This is a genomic window from Arenibacter latericius DSM 15913 (assembly GCF_000424985.1).
Taxonomy (GTDB): Bacteria; Bacteroidota; Bacteroidia; order Flavobacteriales; family Flavobacteriaceae; genus Arenibacter; species Arenibacter latericius.
In genome coordinates, this window is record NZ_AUKX01000009.1 from 1 (window position 1) to 16,290 (window position 16,290).

Annotated in this window: 13 protein-coding genes, 1 tRNA gene, 1 pseudogene and 1 riboswitch; of the genes and pseudogenes, 11 read left to right on the forward strand and 4 right to left on the reverse strand. The window is 36.9% G+C overall.

Annotated elements, in window-relative coordinates; genetic code table 11:
* The first annotated feature begins 730 nt into the window (after positions 1-730).
* From H344_RS22055 to H344_RS0105695, 7 genes and pseudogenes are all read left to right on the forward strand, one after another.
* The gene (locus H344_RS22055) at positions 731-922 is read left to right on the forward strand and encodes a hypothetical protein (protein WP_240484948.1); all 192 of its coding nucleotides are present in this window, start codon (positions 731-733) and stop codon (positions 920-922) included.
* A gap of 12 nt (positions 923-934) precedes the next feature.
* Positions 935-1,162, forward strand: a pseudogene (locus tag H344_RS22060) (phytanoyl-CoA dioxygenase family protein); the annotation flags it as partial.
* Positions 1,163-1,425: 263 nt separating this feature from the next.
* Positions 1,426-3,270: an IlvD/Edd family dehydratase gene (locus H344_RS0105675; RefSeq protein WP_240484950.1), complete on the forward strand. Its 1,845-nt coding sequence runs from the start codon at positions 1,426-1,428 to the stop codon at positions 3,268-3,270.
* A 133-nt stretch (positions 3,271-3,403) separates the two neighbouring features.
* Positions 3,404-4,165, forward strand: a complete 762-nt coding sequence (locus tag H344_RS0105680; RefSeq protein WP_026809425.1) for an SDR family NAD(P)-dependent oxidoreductase — start codon at positions 3,404-3,406, stop codon at positions 4,163-4,165.
* Between the two features lie 20 nt (positions 4,166-4,185).
* Positions 4,186-5,064, forward strand: a complete 879-nt coding sequence (locus H344_RS0105685; RefSeq protein ID WP_026809426.1) for an SMP-30/gluconolactonase/LRE family protein — start codon at positions 4,186-4,188, stop codon at positions 5,062-5,064.
* Positions 5,065-5,473: 409 nt separating this feature from the next.
* Positions 5,474-7,063, forward strand: a complete 1,590-nt coding sequence (locus tag H344_RS0105690) for an FMN-binding glutamate synthase family protein (protein ID WP_026809427.1) — start codon at positions 5,474-5,476, stop codon at positions 7,061-7,063.
* 230 nt (positions 7,064-7,293) lie between these two features.
* Positions 7,294-8,166, forward strand: a complete 873-nt coding sequence (locus tag H344_RS0105695; protein ID WP_026809428.1) for an SdiA-regulated domain-containing protein — start codon at positions 7,294-7,296, stop codon at positions 8,164-8,166.
* A gap of 72 nt (positions 8,167-8,238) precedes the next feature.
* Here H344_RS0105695 and H344_RS0105700 read toward each other — a convergent pair whose 3' ends face one another.
* Positions 8,239-8,682 carry a hypothetical protein gene (locus tag H344_RS0105700; protein ID WP_026809429.1) on the reverse strand — a complete coding sequence of 148 codons (444 nt, stop codon included), beginning with the start codon at positions 8,680-8,682 and terminating at the stop codon, positions 8,239-8,241.
* Between the two features lie 267 nt (positions 8,683-8,949).
* A riboswitch (cobalamin riboswitch) is annotated at positions 8,950-9,134 on the forward strand.
* Between the two features lie 548 nt (positions 9,135-9,682).
* Here H344_RS0105700 and H344_RS0105705 point away from each other — a divergent pair.
* The 3 genes from H344_RS0105705 to H344_RS0105715 all read left to right on the forward strand — a co-directional run bounded on the left by H344_RS0105705 (position 9,683) and on the right by H344_RS0105715 (position 13,801).
* The gene (locus tag H344_RS0105705) at positions 9,683-10,957 is read left to right on the forward strand and encodes a ribonucleotide-diphosphate reductase subunit beta (protein WP_026809430.1); all 1,275 of its coding nucleotides are present in this window, start codon (positions 9,683-9,685) and stop codon (positions 10,955-10,957) included.
* Position 10,958: 1 nt separating this feature from the next.
* Positions 10,959-12,746: a ribonucleoside-diphosphate reductase subunit alpha gene (locus tag H344_RS0105710; protein WP_026809431.1), complete on the forward strand. Its 1,788-nt coding sequence runs from the start codon at positions 10,959-10,961 to the stop codon at positions 12,744-12,746.
* Positions 12,747-12,937: 191 nt separating this feature from the next.
* Positions 12,938-13,801, forward strand: a complete 864-nt coding sequence (locus tag H344_RS0105715; protein ID WP_026809432.1) for a sugar phosphate isomerase/epimerase family protein — start codon at positions 12,938-12,940, stop codon at positions 13,799-13,801.
* A 241-nt stretch (positions 13,802-14,042) separates the two neighbouring features.
* On the opposite strand, the gene H344_RS0105720 is transcribed toward H344_RS0105715, so the two are convergent.
* Positions 14,043-14,822 (reverse strand): hypothetical protein, encoded by a 780-nt coding sequence (locus H344_RS0105720; protein ID WP_026809433.1) that lies wholly within the window; start codon positions 14,820-14,822, stop codon positions 14,043-14,045.
* Between the two features lie 599 nt (positions 14,823-15,421).
* Positions 15,422-15,495 (reverse strand) — tRNA-Arg (locus H344_RS0105725).
* An 84-nt stretch (positions 15,496-15,579) separates the two neighbouring features.
* Here H344_RS0105725 and H344_RS0105730 point away from each other — a divergent pair.
* Positions 15,580-16,092, forward strand: coding sequence for an adenine phosphoribosyltransferase (locus tag H344_RS0105730; RefSeq protein WP_026809434.1), 513 nt, complete (start codon positions 15,580-15,582; stop codon positions 16,090-16,092).
* An 18-nt stretch (positions 16,093-16,110) separates the two neighbouring features.
* On the opposite strand, the gene H344_RS21345 is transcribed toward H344_RS0105730, so the two are convergent.
* A complete protein-coding gene (locus H344_RS21345) occupies positions 16,111-16,263 on the reverse strand; it encodes an SsrA-binding protein (protein WP_084148740.1) in 153 nt (50 codons plus the stop codon).
* Positions 16,264-16,290: the final 27 nt, after the last annotated feature.

Consider the following 16,290-nt stretch of genomic DNA (forward strand, 5'->3'; position numbering starts at 1 on the left):
CACCTGCTGAAAATAGGTGCTACCATTAAAATAACCAAAAGAAGAATTTATTACCGGCTCTCCAAAGCCTTTGTGTACCAGCATCTATTCCAGGAATTGCTCTCTGGCTAAAAGTTACTCATCTCACTGTTTATCAGTCTTGGGATACCTATGCCTTATCGGGAAATTTCAACAATATCAGGACTAAAAATAGTCATATCTGCACTAAAATTTACAGAAGGTTCATCTAACAGCTGGAAAACTATCCCGGAAAATTACCTTAATCCAGGGAATGCAAAATTTATCCTCAAATTCCTTGAAGAAAAAACTCTTGGTGAATAATGCGGGTTAAGTTTTACTGAACAGGTTTTAAAACAAGGCTGTCCTATTCGGGGCAGCCTTTTTGTATTTGTACAATTGGCTTATCTCTATAATTTGTTTAAATTAATACTGATATAGAAATGTTTAGGTAGAGCGAGAAGCTCTATATAATTCCTTCAAATTTAGTAAAGTAATCGTTGGGAGTTTAAAACTATAATATCCAAAAACCATAGCAGTAGTAACAGACCTTGTAGATTATCATAATTTGCTTACGGACTTATTTAAATGGCCCAGCACTGCCGAAGAATGGGAGTAGTATAAGCTTACTGACGAACAGATAACTCATTATAAAGAGAATGGATATGTATCGGGAATTAAGCTATTAGACGATTGGCAAGTGGATGTGCTTAGGGAGGAGTTAAATCAGGTAATGGATCCCACACATCCTACCCATCACTTGTTTTACGAGTTTCGCAGTAATGAGTCCGATGATCCCAATTCCGTTTTATTCCATTCTTTAGGACATTGGCGAATTTCTATTGGATTCCACGATGTGCTTTGTAACCCTGCTTTTGTAATTGCCACTCATCAACTTTTGGAGAATAAGGGAGTGCGTTTTTAGCATGATCAACTATTCTGTAAGCCTGCTCATCTCGGTGGAGTGGTAGCATGGCACCAAGATTATTCTTATTGGACCAGAACCGTAGCTATGCAACACCTCACTTGTTGGACGGCATTGGATGATGCTAACGTAGATAACGGATGCCTCCACTACATCCGTAAAAGCCATCAGTGGGGACAATTGCAGAAACCGGCCTTGGCGGGAAATATGGATGACTTAAAACAATTTCTTTCACCTTAACAAAAAAAGGCCTTTAATCCTACGCCTATAGAATTGAAAAAAGAATATGCCACTTTCCACCATCCTTTGATGGTCCATGGTTCCTATGCAAACAAATCCAAAAAAGGCAGACGTGCATTTGTACTGAATGTTTTTGCAGATGGTACTACAAGTAATACTGATGATGAGTTATTGCGAGGACTTCCGGTTATTCCTAAGGGATAGAAAATGCAGGGGAAATTCTTTCCGTTACTAACAAGTTTTACCTAAATATATCCTACCATATGGGACCTAGAAAACAAGGCCCTTTACCAAACAAAAAAGTTTGTTATCTTGGAGAGATGTTAGCTAACTCTCAGTTCAGAAGGAAGTCCATGAGCTATGGAGGCTGTAATTATAACGGTATGGAAGATAATAGAAAGATAAGACTCCGAAGTAGTGATTGGTTTGGCCGCAGTGGTAAGGATGGATTTATATATCGCGCTTGGATGAAAAACCAAGGAATCCCAGATTCTGAATTTAATGGGAAACCGGTTATAGGAATATGTAATACCTGGTCTGAGTTGACGCCCTGTAATGGTCATTTTAGGGAATTGGCAGAATCCGTTAAAAAGGGAGTGTGGGAAGCAGGAGGTTTTCCTGTTGAATTTCCTGTAATGTCATTGGGGGAAACCCTAATGAAGCCCACCGCCATGTTATATAGAAACTTGGCTAGTATGGATGTGGAGGAGAGTATAAGGGCAAACCCTTTGGATGGCGTTGTTCTGTTGTGCGGATGTGATAAAACTACACCTTCTTTAGTTATGGGGGCATGTAGTGTAGATATTCCAACTATTGTGGTGTCTGGTGGACCAATGTTAACAGGGAAATACCGAGGGAAAAATATTGGGACTAGCGATGTTTGGAGATATCATGATGATGTTAGAGAGGGTAAGCTAGACACTTCTGAATTGCGCAATATAGAAGCGGCTATGTGTAGAAGTGATGGACATTGCGCAGTAATGGGTACCGCATCTTCTATGGCATGTATGGTAGAGGCTCTTGGTCTTAGTTTGCCAGAAAATGCTGCTATCCCTGCCGCAGATGCTCGTAGAAAGGTATTGGCACAGCTCTCTGGACGAAGGATAGTAGAAATGGTAAGTGAAGATTTAAAACCCTCAGATATTTTAACTATTAAAGCTTTTGAAAATGCTATTAAGGTTAATGCAGCTATTGGTGGCTCTACTAATTTTGTTATCCACCTTCTAGCAATTGCAGGACGAGTAGGGGTGCCCCTTAAATTGGACGATTTTAATAATCTCTCAGAAAATATTCCCCTTCTTGCGAATCTACAGCCGTCCGGGAAACATTTTATGGAAGACCTTTTTTATGCAGGTGGTCTGCCCGCGGTATTAAAAGAGCTTAAAAATATTTTAAACAATGACAGTATTACTGTTAACGGAAAGACAGTAGAAGAAAATTATAAAAGTTCCGAAAATTACAATAGGGAGGTTATTGGAAGTATAGACAAACCTTTTAATAATGCTACAGGATTAGCAATTTTACACGGAAACCTTTGTGAAAATGGTGCGGTTATAAAACCATCTGCTGCCAGTACTCATTTAATGGTGCATACCGGAAAAGCCGTCGTCTTTGAAAATATTGAAGATTATAAGGCCAGAATAGATGCCGATAATCTGGAGGTGGATGAAGATAGTATTTTGGTGCTTAAAAATGTTGGCCCCAAAGGATACCCAGGAATGCCGGAAGTAGGTAATATGGGATTGCCTAAAAAACTTCTGGAAAAGGGAATTAGGGATATGGTGCGTATTTCAGATGGGCGTATGAGCGGAACTGGATTTGGTACCGTAGTACTCCATGTCTCTCCGGAAGCTGCTATAGGAGGTAATTTTTCGGTTATTCAGAATGGTGATGTCATTTCCCTTAATGTATATGAACGTAGTCTTCAGCTAGTAGTTTCAGAGGAGGAACTGGCATTGCGAAAGAGTAAGAAGACAATAGATCCGCCATTAATGGAAAGAGGATATGTTAACTTGTATATAAACCATGTAGAACAGGCGCATTTAGGTGCAGATATGGATTTTCTAAAAGGTAAGTCGGGAGCAGAGGTGCTTAGGGACTCTCACTAAAGTCAAAAAACCTCAGGGCAAGTCCGTGGGGCATGTGCGGAAAATACGGTCAATAAATATCGTTACCTTTTAAGGAATGAGCAGAAAAGCGTTGGAGGATTCAAATCTCACTTTGCGTGTAAAATATTAGGATATGAATTTTAAGGACAAGGTAGCCATTGTTACAGGGGCGGGGCAGGGAATAGGATTGGAGATATGCAAGCAATTGCTAGTGCATGGCGCTAAGGTAATCATAAACGATATTAGTGGGGAATTGGCAGAGAAAGCTGTTCTCTCCTTGGATGCTAAGGGAAACTGCGCAGCGGTGATTGGAGATTCTAGTAATATGGGGATTATTCAAGAAATGGTAGATAAGGCGGTAAACACCTATGGAAAACTGGATGTTGTAGTTGCGAATGCGGGAATCACCCATTTTGGAGATTTTTTTACTTATTCGCAGGAGTCATTCTTTAAGGTAATGGAAGTTAATTTGGGAGGGAGCTTCTTTTTAGCTCAGGCAGCGGCAAAGCAAATGAAGGACCAGGAGAGGGGAGGTTCCATCCTATTCATGTCCTCGGTAACGGGACATCAAGCACATAAGGATTTAGCCGCATACGGGATGAGCAAAGCAGCTCTAGAGATGTTGGCGAAAAATCTAGTGATAGAATTGTCACCCTATAAAATAAATGTTAATGCCGTAGCGCCAGGAGCTACCTTAACAGAAAGGACTTTACAAGAAGAGAACTATTCTGAAATTTGGCAGGGATTAACTCCAATGGGGAGAGCAGCAAATGTAAACGATATAGCGCAGGCCGTTTTATTTTTGGTATCGGATAATGCTAAACATATAACGGGTCAAACTCTTATCGTGGATGGAGGGTGGAGTTCTTTAAGTCCATCGCCCTACCAAAAATAATTCACCGTAAATAAATAATAATGAAATCAGTAGATGTTGTTTGTGATCACAAAAGTGAATTGGGAGAAGGTCCTGTTTGGGATGAGTCTAAGGGAGTAATATGTTGGATAGATATCTTGAATGGACATATTCATGAATGGTCAATAGAAAATAAAGTTCTGAATACTATAAAGGTAGATCAAATGATTGGTGCCGTGACAATAACTGATGATGAACAGTATTTGGCTGCATTACAACACGGATTTGCATTTGTTAATAGGAAGAATGGAGCACTTCAGATAATTGCAGATCCCGAAGACCACTTATCCGAGAATAGGTTTAACGATGGGAAATGTGATCCAGCAGGACGATTTTGGGCAGGAACAATGCCGCTTTCCGAAGATAAAGCTTCAGGAAGCCTTTATGTGTTAAACAAAGATAGGTCTATAGATAAAAAGGAAGACAATATTACTATTTCTAATGGCTTGGCTTGGGATGTAAAAGAGAAGGCATTCTATTATATAGATACCCCTACTTTAAAAGTAGTGCGGTACGATTATGATATGTCTACTGGAACTATTACCAACAAAAGAACAATTATCCACGTCCCAAAAGCAGCAGGCTTCCCCGATGGGATGACTATTGATAGAGAGGGGATGCTTTGGATTGCGCATTGGGGAGGATGGCAAGTAACTAGGTGGAATCCTAATACAGGTGAGATGTTAACTTCATTTAAACTTCCTGTTTCCAATGTTACTTCCTGTGCTTTTGGGGGTAACTTTTTAAATGACCTTTATATTACTTCAGCAAAGAAAGGACTAAGTGATGAGGAATTGAAACAGCAGCCGTTAGCTGGATCTCTTTTTGTGATTCCTAATTGCGGGTATACCGGATTGGTAGCAAATAAATATAAAGGTTAAATTAAAATCGTTTCTTTTAAATTTTTTAGGGTGTAATTAGGATGCTTTCAACTATTAAAAAAGGGTGGGCTCTAAGGATTTATATTATATTCAATAAAAGTGCGTTAAAAATTCTTATGAAATCAAAAAAGATGTGATATTTGTAAGAATTTTGGTGGCAAATCAAGGATGTAATAATCTCGAAGAATTATAGAATGCAAAAATTAAGAGATTGATAATTTAGTTGGTTTTAGACTGCCATATTGGGAATAAAAAAAGACAGTTCGTAATAGGTTAAAAAAATAAATTAGGGATGGATTAATCACTATTTATTTTACCGTAAAATACGGGCTGATAAAATTGAACCAGATATCGAAAAAATGTGAGTTCGGTATTTAAATATAAAATGAATAACTCTTAAATATTATTTATGAAAGTTCGTGAACTGTTTATGGTTATCGCCGCTTGCGTAATTGCTATAATCGCTGGCATATCTTTTTTCTGGCCTCCTGTTTTATGGTCGCTGTTATTATTTGGGCCATTAATTTTAATGGGAGTCTACGATATTATTCAGAAAAAGCATACTATTAGAAGAAACTTCCCTCTTATTGGTAGATTCCGCTATATGTTAGAATCTGTAAGACCAGAGATTATGCAGTATTTTGTGGAGACAGATACAGAAGGAAGACCCCTAAATAGAATATTGCGATCTTTGATTTATAGAAGGGCTAAAAAGCAAAATGATACCGAACCTTTTGGTACGCAAATGGATCTCTACCATTCGGGATACGAATGGATGGAACATTCCATGTATGCCAAGCATAACCCTAAGGAAATTGGAGAGTTCCCAAGAGTGATTATTGGAGGTAAAGATTGCTTGCAGCCTTATTCTTCAAGTTTGTTGAATATTTCTGCTATGAGTTTTGGATCGTTGAGTAGAAATGCTATCCTAGCGCTGAACCAAGGTGCTAAAATGGGGAATTTTGCTCATAATACAGGTGAAGGTGGAATAAGCGATTACCATTTGCAGCCTGGAGGTGACCTTATTTGGCAGATAGGTACTGGATATTTTGGGTGCAGAAATGATGATGGTACCTTTAATGAGACAACTTTTAGGGAGAATGCCTTGCGTCCTCAGGTTAAAATGATCGAGATAAAACTTTCACAGGGGGCTAAACCAGGACATGGAGGTATCTTGCCAGCCGCAAAAAACACTGAGGAAATTGCTAGAATTAGGCATATTAAACCCCATATTGCTGTTCATTCCCCACCAGCCCATAGTGCATTTGCAGATCCTATTCAGTTTATGCATTTTATTAAAAAACTCCGCGATCTTTCCGATGGGAAGCCTATAGGATTTAAGTTATGTATTGGTAGAAAACAGGAGTTTATGGATTTCTGTGAAGCCATGATTTATACTGGGATTACTCCAGATTTTATTACCGTAGATGGTGGTGAGGGAGGTACTGGAGCAGCTCCAGTAGAATTCTCCAATAGTATGGGGATGCCACTCAGGGAAGGACTTGTTTTTGTTCATGATACCCTGGTGGGATTTGGCTTAAGAAAGGAGATAAAAGTAATAGTTGCTGGGAAGATTATCACAGGCTTTAGTATGGCGCGTGCTATTGCTCTAGGAGCTGATGCTTGTAATAGTGCCCGAGCCATGATGTTGTCTATTGGTTGTATACAAGCTTTAAAATGTAATACTAATACTTGTCCAGTTGGAGTGGCTACCCAAAACAAATCCTTGGAAAAGGGATTGGTTGTAGCAGACAAAGCACCAAGAGTGAAAAATTATCATGAAGCTACAATTCATAGTTTCTTGGAATTGGTGGCAGCAGCTGGTTTAGATGGACCTTATGAATTAAGTCGTGAGCATATCAGTAAAAGAATTGGGATGTACAACGTGCGAACTTATGATGAGATATATCCCTATATGGAGGAAGGTTCGTTATTGAGTATTGATACCATTCCAGAGCATTATAAACGTTACTATAAATTAACTCGGATAATGAAATAATGATGTTTAGGATATCTTAAAAGCGTATCCAAAATAAAACAGTTTCCGTTATTGCGTTACTTTAAGCTTCCGTCTATAGTTTTTCATAACTAAAGACGGAAGCTTACTTTTTTAAGGGAATTACATTTGCTTCATTATTTTAATAACAGTCTATATATCTCTGTATTAATCCTTAATTTTAAGGCGATAGGGAGGTTTTATAAGAAAATTATTGTTACCATTAGTGTATTATGGATAAGAAGTTAAATATAGGAACTATTAAAATATTGACAGTGGTTGGATTGCTTTTGGGATTTGTTGTAATATTTCTAGGGTTTAATGATAAGGGGGCAGATGTTGCAAGTAAAAACACCCCTTTTGAGATTGTTCAGAAATGGGAGCTTCCTCCTATACTGAGAGAAATATCGGCAATTACATGGTTGGGTGATGATAAAATTGCCGCCGTACAGGATGAAGAGGGAACCATTTTTATTTTTGACCTAAAAAGCAATAAAATAACTGATGAGGTTAAATTTGCTGGTCCTGGAGATTACGAGGGATTAACGGTTCATGGTAAAGATGCTTATGTGCTTCGTAGTGATGGAACTATATTTGAAGTGAAAAATTTTAAAAGCAAGAAACCTAAGGTCATGGTTTATAACACTCCTTTTTCTACTAAGAATAATATGGAAACCTTGGTTTTTGATGAGAGTCGCAACAGCCTTCTTCTAGCCCCTAAAGACCGGACTATGGAAGCTGATGACTACAAAGGAATCTATGCGTTTTCCTTAGATACCAAAGAATTGTCTGAAGAGCCTATTTTAAAAATATATTTTAACGATGAGATGTTGAAGCCCTTTGAGCATAAACAGGATTACAAAACGTTTAGGCCTTCCGGTATGGCAATTCATCCAAAGACTAAAGACTTGTATATTCTAGAAGGCACAAGGCCAAAATTACTTATTATGAAGAGTAACGGTGATATTAAAGGAGTTTTTCCTTTAAGCCGACGTCAATTCCCTCAACCCGAAGGAATTACTTTTAGTGAAGAAGGAGTACTTTATATATCAACTGAAGGAAAAAAGAATTCTTATGGGATGATATATGAAGCGAACTTAAAATAAAGACATGTAAAATTCTATTGGGGCTTTTATGCGTTATACTCTTCTGATACAGAAAGGCCGTAGAGATAGTTATTAATGCAGTAAAAATGACTCAAATTGGGCGGACCATTTGGAGCACCTTCCTACTGCTGGGGTTAGGGTAGCAAAGACATCTAAGCGGCGCAGAATATGGGAGTCATTTTCAGCTAACTTTCCTAATTTTAAGCTTATAGGTATATCTAGAGTTTCAACTTCCTTATTGGCTTCTAATTCTACTTTGGCAAAGCCTAAATATTTATCTTTTCTACCCTGACTTATGGGGATTACTTTTGTGTCTTTCCAATTTGCCAAAACAACGAGAACATCTAGAGGGCCATGTATATCATAAATGATTACGTCTAAAATATAGGCCATTTCTAGCTTAATATCGATTTTATGAAATGTGATTTTCACCTCTACGCTAATGGGAGTGTCATTATTACCAACTTCTATGTATTCTGGGACATTTTTTATTTCAACGGAATTTATTTGTGCCATAGTTTTATTGTTAAGTAGTAATGAAGAAACGGAATGTGGTAATCTCACTATAAGGCATGAAGGAGATGCAATAATAGTTTGCAAAGTATTTCTATGTTTTATTAAATAGAAATGTATTATACAATATACGCTTAACACTAAACATGTTATAACAAAGTGCGTTTTATTTTTCATCTATCTTTTCTAAAAAGAATAAGGGGACTGAAAATAGTAGGGTAGTTTTTGTAAAATTTATGCATACATTTGGGCCCTGTAAGTTCTTAGCATTCTTCATCAACCGGAAAAGGTTTTACTTCATTGTAGTAATTAGGGAATCGTGTGAGATTCACGAACTGTCGCGCAACTGTAAGTAACACATACAAAGCTTTCATTAAAGAGAATCCACTGCGTTTGCGGGAAGGATAATGAAAGTAGTTATAAGTCAGGAGACCTGCCTATTCCGAATTGACAATACTTTCGCGATTGAAGTTTAAGTCGAATGAGACGTGTTAAACAAGGCTACTATCTTGGGAAAAAGATAGGGGCTAAGTGTTTAACTACGTTCTTTATTTAATCAAAAACGTTTCGTTCTTAAGTATTAGGAGGTTCTGCAAAATGAGCTTTTAACTAATTATTAATTTGTTTAAAAAGTTATAAAAAATTATAGTATTAAAATCTTTGCTATCTGCGAATTGATTGCTTAAGATTAATAAAAGAATAAACAAGTTGATGGTTGTTGTCTATTGAAAATGGAAAGGTGCTTGATGTTTTTGCCTGATTGAAAAGGTGATTTTAAGTAAGTGTCTAATTGTTTTTCATTAGCAGTAGAAGCATTATAAATAACGGGGTATGAGGTGTAATGACTATCATATTAGTTGTTGTAAAAATGTGTTATTTAGACCCTACATTTAAAATGTTGATAACCATGTGAACAATCAAATTACAGAACATTTAAACGTAAGCAATAAAGAGAGATCTTTATAGTCTAACATGATTTTAGATTTTTAAATATTTAATAAACATGGAAATTACCTCAATAGTAAAAAGAGGCTTTGCAACAGAAGACTTTGATTTAAAGAAGATTAGCAATGCTGTATTAAAAGCTATGACTGCTGTAGAACACGGAGATTCCGTAGATGCTGAACGCATAACCAGTAAAGTGCATACCTCTCTTTTAGAGCGAAAAGAGCAGGTTAAGGATTATGTGCCCACGGTTGAGGAGGTGCAAGATCTTGTTGAAACCACATTGATGGAAAGTGGCTTTTTTAATGTGGCTAAAGCCTATATTCAATATCGAAATGAACAAGCTAAAAAGCGTAAGAGTAATATTTTTGAAAAGCGCATCAACTTAAAACCTTACGAATATCCAGATCTTTATGAATATGTGCCAGCAATTAGACATTCCTATTGGATACACAGCGAATTTAATTTCACTAGTGATATTCAGGATTTTAAAGCCTTGCTTTCCGATACAGAGCGTAGTGCAATTAAAAATACCATGTTGGCAATTTCTCAAATTGAGGTAGCTGTAAAAAGTTTTTGGGGAGATATTTACCATAGAATGCCTAAGCCCGAAATTGGATCTGTGGGAGCTACATTTGCTGAAAGTGAAGTAAGGCATCATGATGCATACTCACATCTGCTAGAGATTTTAGGTCTTAATGAAGAATTTAATAACCTAAAAAAGAAACCTGCAATTATGAAGCGTGTGCAGTACCTAGAATCTGCACTTAAAAACGCGAAGAGTGAAGATAATAAGGAGTATGCAGAGTCTCTTTTGCTTTTCTCGCTATTTATAGAACATGTTTCCCTTTTCTCTCAGTTTCTAATTATTATGGCTTTTAATAAGCATAAGAATATGTTGAAAGGGATATCTAATGTGGTAGAGGCTACATCTAAAGAAGAGCAGATTCATGGTGATTTCGGAATAGATCTTATTAAAATTATAAAGAGTGAAAATCCAGAATGGTTTGGAGAGGATTTCGAACTTATGATTCAGCATATGTGTAAGGATTCTTATGAAGCTGAAAGTAGAATTGTAGATTGGATTTTTGAAGAAGGAGAGCTGGAATTTTTACCTAAAAAGGTGGTGAACGAATTTATAAAAGACCGCTTTAATAGATCTCTAGAAAGTATCGGAATAGAAAAAATATTTGAAGTAGATCAAACTCTTTTGGCAGAAACAGAATGGTTTGATGATGAAATTATAGGCACTAAACACGGAGATTTTTTCGTGAAGAGATCTATTAACTATAGTAAAAGAACCCAAAGTATAACTAGCGAAGACCTTTTTTAAAATGAACGACAACAAATTAACCTTAGATCCAGAAGTCCAGAATAGTAACGAGAAAGATTTGCTCGTAGAATCAAGAAAGGAAGCTCTTGAAAAGAATAAGCAAAAAGCCGACGAAGGTTTTAAATGGTTAACAGACCACAGTAGAAACTTCTTGTCACTCGGCTATTTGTCTAATGGGATGAGCGCTGAAGAGCGAATTAGAGAAATTGCAGATAGGGCAGAACAGATACTTAAAATACCAGGGTTTTCAGATAAGTTCTATGGATATATGTCTGAAGGATACTATTCTTTGGCTTCTCCAGTGTGGTCTAATTTTGGAAAGAAAAGAGGACTGCCAATCAGTTGTTTTGGGTCTCATATAGATGACGATATGGGGAATATATTATACACCCAATCAGAAGTAGGAATGATGTCTAAGCTTGGAGGGGGTACCTCTGGGTATTTTGGTAAGATTCGCCATCGTGGTGCAGAAGTGAAAAATAATGGTCAGGCTTCAGGAGCTGTACATATTATGCAGCTTTTTGAGTCTATGGTGGATGTGGTGAGTCAAGGGTCTGTAAGAAGAGGTCGTTTTTCACCCTATTTACCAGTTGAGCACCCAGATATTATGGAATTCTTGGAGATTGGTACGGAAGGTAATCCTATACAGGAGCTTACCCATGGAGTTACCGTAACCGACAAGTGGATGCAAGAGATGATTGATGGGGATAAGGAAAAGAGAACAATTTGGGCTAAGGTTTTACAAAGGAGAGGGGAAATGGGTTACCCTTATATTTTCTTTAAAGACCATGCTAATAATGGAGCTGCAGATGTTTATCGCCAGGAAAAGCATACTATCTATGCAAGTAACCTATGTACAGAAATTATGTTGCCATCAAACGATGAGTGGTCGTTTGTTTGTGTGTTGTCCTCTGTAAATTTATTGCATTATGATAAGTGGAAAGATACCGATGCTGTGGAGACAATGGTGTATTTCCTTGATGCGGTGATTACTGAATTTATAGAAAAGTTAGAAGCTTATAGGGATTCTGAAGATAGAGAAGATAGGCAAACATTCCTCTTTATGGAACGTGCTTATAATTTTGCAAAGGAAAACAGATCCTTAGGGTTAGGAGTATTAGGATGGCACTCTTTTTTACAATCTAAAATGTTGCCATTTAATAGTCAGGATGCTTATAATCTGAATAGTGAGATTTTTAAAGTTGTTAAGGAGAAATCCTATGCCGCTTCTCGTGAGTTAGCTGTTATGTTTGGGGAGCCAAAAGTTCTTAAAGGGTATGGAAGACGTAATGCCACTTTAAATGCTATTGCGCCAACTACCTCGTCAGCATTTATTCTTGGTCAGGTTTCTCAAGGGATAGAGCCTATCTGGTCTAATATATATGTTAAGGATATTGCTAAGATTAAAACAACCATTAAGAACTCGTATTTAGAAGCCTTGTTGGAAGAGAAAGGTAAAAACACCCAAGAGGTTTGGCGTAGTATTCGGGATTTTGATGGTTCTGTTCAGCATTTAGATTTCTTATCAGAATTGGAGAAAGATGTATTTAAAACCTATTCTGAAATAGATCAGATGGATATTATCTATCAAGCGGCAAATCGTCAGAACCATATAGATCAAGGTCAGTCGGTGAACATAATAGTGCATCCAGATATGCCAGTTAAGGAAATTAATAAAATTCATGTTACAGCGTGGAAATTAGGTCTAAAATCACTGTATTATCAGCATAGTATGAATGCAGCACAAAAATTTAGACAGAAGAAAGACTGTGCTAGTTGTGAGGCATAAATTGCGTTGCATACTTCGATGAAAAATAGAACCCCGGGATTGTACTCTTGGGGTTTTGTTTTAAAGGGCTATTAATAATTTTAATTTGCTATCGCATAATATGGTTTTGTATATTTATATGGTCCTTAATTTGTTAAATTTGAAATATAAATATTAAAGAATTAACCATTTTTCTAACTACTTTAATTATGATGAAAACAAGACTAAGTAACTTTTTGTTATCCCTGCTATTACTTGGGATTTTTATGGGTAATGCTCAGGAGAAATTTGGAGGGCTGGCGCTTTATACAGTGCGAAACGACATGAATAAAGATGTTAAGGCCACTCTTAAAGCTGTAGCAGATGCTGGATACAAAAACATTGAGGCTGCAGGGTATGCAGATGGAAAATTCTATAATATGTCTCCAACAGATTTTAAGGAATATTTGGAGGAGGTGGGTTTAAATCCTCTTAGTGCGCATCAAGGTAGTGTTACCCTTGAAAATGCCGATGCTATGATGGCGGATGTAAAAGCAGCAGGATTTGAATATTTTGTAGTGCCTGTGCCTCCCATGGGACTCTTTAAATATGATGCAGAAACCAAATCCCTTGGGATGACAGGGGGAGCTGCTAATTTGGCGGATATTATTAATGCCTTGGGTAAAAAGGCGAGTGCGGCCGGACTCAAGTTACTTTATCATAATCACGATTTTGAGTTTTTAAAAGATAAAGATGGAATAGTAACGATCGATTACTTGTTGGAGCATACTGACCCTGAGCATGTTAATTTTCAAATGGACTTATATTGGGTGACCAAGGCTGGGAAAGATCCTGTTGCTTATTTTGAGAAATACCCGGGCCGCTTTATAAGCTGGCATGTGAAAGATATGGATACCCAAGGGAGATTTGCTCCTGTAGGTGAAGGAACAATTGATTTTACTCGTATTTTGGCTAAAAAGGAGCTTTCTGGCATGAAATATTATATGGTAGAGCAAGATCAAACCTTTGATGGGTTAGAGCCATTAGAGGCAATTAAAATAAGTCATAAAGCTATAAAGGAATTAGGATTCAATTAATTTAGTATTATTCCAATATTATAATTCTACTAATTCGGGGTCTGATTTTTAAATCTCAGGTTCCGAATTTTTATTTTAGTACCTGTCTTAAGTTTGAATAAGCTAGTCATTGCTAATAATCTAAAGTAGTATAGTATGTTTAAAGTTTTCTTAGCAATAAATTTCCTAACAAGATTAAAATTGTCATTTTAAACTGTTCAAACGTTTATAGAAGTATTGTTTCAGGAGTTATGTGTGTTAGCTACATCCCTGAAGGAGATGAAGTTCTATTATTATAGGCGCTAATACTAATAAACACAAAAATAATGGCAGCTACAATATAACTAGCAAAGACTATAGGTAAGTTGCCATTTTCTTTATTGGAAACCGCAATGGCAATTAAAGCCCAAATTCCAACCAGGGCATATTCCCGGAGATTTCTTTTTAAAACCATAAGAATATTTATCAGGCCGGCAACAACGATCATAATAATGGTCCAATTAATTTCTGTAATACCCCAGCCGTTCCAGTTTATTTTGGTAAGGTAGGCTGCAATGTTAGCGATAAAAGCAACAGAAATCCAACCAGTATATATTGCAAAGGGCCAAAAAATTAGCAAATATTTTTTTAGAGGATGAGTGTCCAATTCCATTCTTGTATTTGCAATAATTTTTAATAATGCGAAGAGAACAATGCTCATTAGTAATACAGAAGTGCCTATATGCAAATTTAGCCAAGCTATAACCCAAAGTGAATTTCCAATACACGAAATAACAAACCACCATCCAATCTTCTTAACTATCTCCTCCTCGGCATTCCCTTTAAAAAGACTGCGTCCTGTATAGACGACAAAGCCTAACAGCCCTAAATAAATTATGCCCCAGATAGAAAATGCATATCCCGCTGGGGTAAAATAATTATAATACAAGTCCGATACCGTTTTCATTGTGTTTCCATTGATAATTCCGGTATTGGAAAGGTAATTCACCACTATTGTAATTAATAAAGCTAATGCATTCGATATCTGTAATGTTTTTTTCATGTGGTTCTGTTTAGGTTTTGGAGAATAAGGAGTAAAAGGTGGATTTCTTAAGCCAAGTTCAGGTAATTATGATTTATACTAAAAATGATATCCGCTATCCTGAATATTAAAAGTACGTATTTTATTAATTTATTGGCTAGTGTGTGGTTTACTAAGCAATGAAGAAGATTTAAAAATATAGGTTGCGTTCCCCAATATTTGGTGATGCTCTATAAAATTCTCTTGTGTAAATAAGGAACTCCTTGACTGGCGCCCAAGGTTTTGTGCTTTTCTTCACTTTCCCAAGCATTTTGCTTTAGAAGTTCTTAAAAACACAAAACCACGCTCTGGGAGCGTGGTTTCTTGAGTGATGTGACCTCGACAGGATTTTTGCATAAACACAACAATTGGTCATGATCCTTTTTCTTCATTTTCCTGGGCATTTTCGCTTTAGAAGTACTTAAAAACACAAAACCACGCTCTGGGAGGGTGGTTTCTTGAGTGATGTGATCTCGACAGGATTAGCTTCGCTTTTCCTGCAAAGCTCCGCTTTGAAAATAGTTCAAACAAAAAAACGCTCAAGCAAGCTTGGCGTTTTTTCTTATCGAACTTTTTATTCGTGACCTCGACAGGATTCAAACCTGTAACCTTCTGAGCCGTAATCAGATGCGCTATTCAGTTGCGCCACGAGGCCGATTGAAACAAAACAAAATACGTTGTTTCGGGCTGCAAATATATTTCTTTTTAACTTTACAGCAAAATAACCGACACAAAATATATGAATTTTAAAAAATACATAAGAAACGTATCCGATTTTCCCGAAAAAGGTATTGTTTTTAAGGATATAACGCCATTATTGCAAGATTCTAGGGCGTTGGCTGAGGCAAAAGAGGCATTATTGCAAATGTTGGGTGATAAAAAAGTAAATAAAGTGGTGGGAATGGAAAGTAGAGGGTTTTTCTTTGCGCCTATGCTTGCTGTAGATTTAAATGCGGGATTTGTGCCTGTAAGGAAACCAGGGAAACTGCCTTTTTCTACAATTAGTGAAACTTATTCCTTGGAATATGGAAAGGATATGCTTGAAATTCATTCAGATGCAATATCGAAAGGGGATAAGGTGCTTATTCATGACGATGTTTTGGCAACAGGAGGAACAGCTAGTGCAGTTTGTAAACTAGTAGAACGGTTAGGAGGAGAGGTTGTGCAATGTAATTTTTTATTGGAATTAGAATTCTTAAAAGGTCGCGAAAAATTAGAAGGATACCCTATTGCCTCGCTAATGAAATTCTAAGAGCGTAAATGCCATGTCTTAATCCAATGCGTTTGTAGTGACATAATACCGCCACCCTATTATTGCTAACTGCCATTTACTAGCCTTAGCGAGGTCTAGTCTTTTTTTAGTGAAAGATGGCAATACCATCTTATTGATTTTAGCTAAAAACTTAAATAATTTCTTTTTCATCCTTTCTTATTTGGTTGTGGTTATCTT